Raw genomic sequence first — 3,078 nt, 5'->3', positions numbered from 1 at the left:
CTTGAAGGTTTTCTCGATGCTACCCCCTATTGGGGTAGCGTCAGGAAAATGCGGATTTACAACGCTAAGGAAATGTCACCTATTAAAAAAGCCGATTTCCATCTCAAGGAATCGACTTTTTTAGTTATTCTTATTAAACTAACAACCAGTATAAGCACTATTTTCGATTCTTTACCACTATTTTAAATAATTTTATAATATTCCATGATGAATCCACCTATAAAAAATTTTTTATAAACTAAAGAAAACATGGTAAAAAAATAACCATGTTTTCTTTTTACTCATTTTGCGGTGTCTACTATAAAAGTTATTTATTGATAAATTCTTTGTTAATTTTTTCAGCCTCAGCCATGTATTCTGTTTTAATCCCGCTCTTGACTCCCCACCAATAGAAACCAAGTGCTAAAAATGCGATGACCACCATATCCCAACCAAATGTAAGAATATTTTTTCCGCCGAACTTCTCACTTCCAATATAAGAAATGAAAATCATACAACCTAAGTAAAGAAGCATCCAAACACCTGATAAAAATTGTTTTTTGAATCCATTCCACTTATTTTTAGCTTGATAATAAAAGTAAATAGGTAGTCCAATGGCAATGATGAAAACGACTTCTCCTGTTAATGGCCAACGCGCCCAGTATAAAGTAAGCGATGCGAAAACAAATCCACAAGGTGCAATAATAGAAGCGCCTTTTAAGTGAAATGGACGATTAAAATGAGAAGCTGTACGTCTTAATGTTGTCAATGCAACTGGCCCCATGATGTACGAGATAAGTGTAGCAACTGAAATCACTTCAGCAAGTACGCCCCATCCGCGGAATAAAAATAAAAAGATAAAACATACGCCTAAGTTTAATAACATCGCTGGACGAGGAACACCATAAAGTGGATGTAATGTACCAAAGATATTCGGTAAGTACCCATTTTTCTGCATTCCATAAAGCATACGCGAAGTTGTAGCTGTGTAAGTAGCTCCTGTACCAGACGGTGATACAAACGCATCTACATACAATACAATCGCTAACCAGTTTAGACTAAGAGCAATTGCCAAATCAGCAAAAGGTGAATTGAAATTCAGATGACTCCATCCGTTCACGATCATAGACGGATCAACTGCACCGATAAACACAACTTGTAAAATAACGTATATAAAACCTGCAATTAGAATAGACCCAATAACAGCAATAGGTATAGACTTATTCGGCGACTTCGCTTCTCCTGCCATATTTACGGGACTTTGAAATCCATTAAACGCAAACACGATACCAGAAGTAGCTACTGCTGTTAAAACGCTTGCCCAACCATATGGTGCGATACCTTGAGAACTTGTAAAGTTTTCACCATGAAATCCAGCAAAAAATAAGGATCCTGCCATTACACCTGGAACAATTAATTTAAAAATAGTAATAAATGAATTTGCCTTAGCAAAAAGGTTAACTGTCCAATAGTTGACGAAGAAATAGAACAATAATAGTAAAGAAGCTATGAATAATCCTTTAGTCGTTAAGATATTGTTATCAACTAAAGAATGAGACCAACTGGCCCATTCCCAAGGCCACGTACTCATATATTGTACTGAAGCAATTGCCTCAACTGTAATAGTCGAAGCGATAGATATCCAGTTCGCCCACGCAGCTAAAAATCCAATAAAAGAGCCATGCGAATATTGAGGATACTTAACCATTCCTCCAGCTTCAGGAAACATTGCCCCAAGCTCTGCGTAAGATAATGCAATAAATAAAATTACAACCATACCGATAATCCAAGAAAAAATAGCTGCTGGCCCAGCAATCTGGGCAGCTTTCCACGCTCCGAACAACCAACCAGAGCCAATAATAGAACCAATACCTGTCATAATTAAAGCAAAAGTCCCCATTTTTCTATGCATATTACTCATCTCTACCTACACCTCTTCCTAGGAAAATAAAAAACACTTGATCTATAAATCAAGTGTTTGCCCAGGCGCGCGGCTTATACTCTATATGCTCCCCCATGGTACTCCATGTTGCGCCAGTTACATATAGGAAAATAGTTTTTTTTTTAGTATATAGGATTATTTTAAATTTCACAACACTTGAAAAATATTTATATTTTATTAATATTCCCATTGATTTTTCGTAATTCCCTATCAATATTCTTTTTAATTTGAAAAAATCAGGTGAATTAAAGTTCAAAAACAAACATTCGATTTCCAGAACACATGCTACATCAATATAATCATTTTCTCTTTAAAATTATACTTAAAAATCTTTAAGAGCTTATATGCACAAAATAAACCGTTCATATTTTACAAATTATATCCCAACAACATTTACATAGGAGTAATGAACCAGATAGTTAAAATCTCATGATCCAACAGAGGAAATACTTGGAATAACCCATACCTTTATTGAGCATTTTTCTACAATAACTGTTCTTTTCTTCCTCAAAAAAAAGCCATGCACAAGTTGGGGAAAATATCTGAGGGATGAAGATCTCTCTTTATCTCACTTTGGTTTGTCCAAAATTTATGCACAACTTTAATTAGTGTCTATTATATTTAACTAATGTGAAACACACTCGGCATAGCTAGAGTGATGAACGTAGATTAAATTTCCTTAAACTAGATGATGTCCCTAAATCCTTATAATAAAATAACTCGTATCACTCATCTTTTTATTGAAATGGCACGAGGCTTCTTAACTGGAAATATCATCCTCGGATTTAACATCCAATGGTGTTCGTTTATCATTTTCAGCATGTAATAACTTGCTGCGACCAAGGCTAGGAAACGACCCCGAACCCGAATGAAGATCTACAATAGTCTTCTTGAATTCATTATTATATTTTACCTGTATTCTTACCTTCCAAGAAGGACACATCCTCTCAAAAATCATTGTAAGGACTTAACTAAAATGTGTCCATGAAACTATGCTAACTCCAGATAGTGTACGAGTACACCATGCTTCTTAAACTACCCTGCCCCGTTAGTTCCGTAAAGAAAAAGCTGCCTTAAAGACAGCTCTGATCTAGAGCTAAACCAGCTAATAGGATGTCAATATCTTTCTCTAATATTTTCATTTCCCTTATGATATA

General features: G+C 35.2%; 2 protein-coding genes and 1 riboswitch. Of the genes, one reads left to right on the top strand and one right to left on the bottom strand.

Annotated elements, in window-relative coordinates:
• Nucleotides 1-186 (top strand): hypothetical protein (locus tag FNK51_RS26995; protein ID WP_220127008.1); only part of this gene is annotated, 186 nt, incomplete at its 5' end.
• Between the two features lie 121 nt (nucleotides 187-307).
• On the opposite strand, the gene FNK51_RS25395 is transcribed toward FNK51_RS26995, so the two are convergent.
• The gene (locus FNK51_RS25395) at nucleotides 308-1,900 is read right to left on the bottom strand and encodes a glutamate/serine transporter AimA (protein WP_141995122.1); all 1,593 of its coding nucleotides are present in this window, start codon (nucleotides 1,898-1,900) and stop codon (nucleotides 308-310) included.
• 52 nt (nucleotides 1,901-1,952) lie between these two features.
• A riboswitch (ZMP/ZTP riboswitch) is annotated at nucleotides 1,953-2,031 on the bottom strand.
• Nucleotides 2,032-3,078: the final 1,047 nt, after the last annotated feature.

This window comes from Bacillus sp. B4EP4a (genome assembly GCF_006680105.1).
GTDB lineage: Bacteria > Bacillota > Bacilli > Bacillales > DSM-1321 > Peribacillus > Peribacillus simplex_E.
Note: the sequence above shows the minus strand (reverse complement) of the source record. Positions and strands in the feature narration are given on the sequence as shown.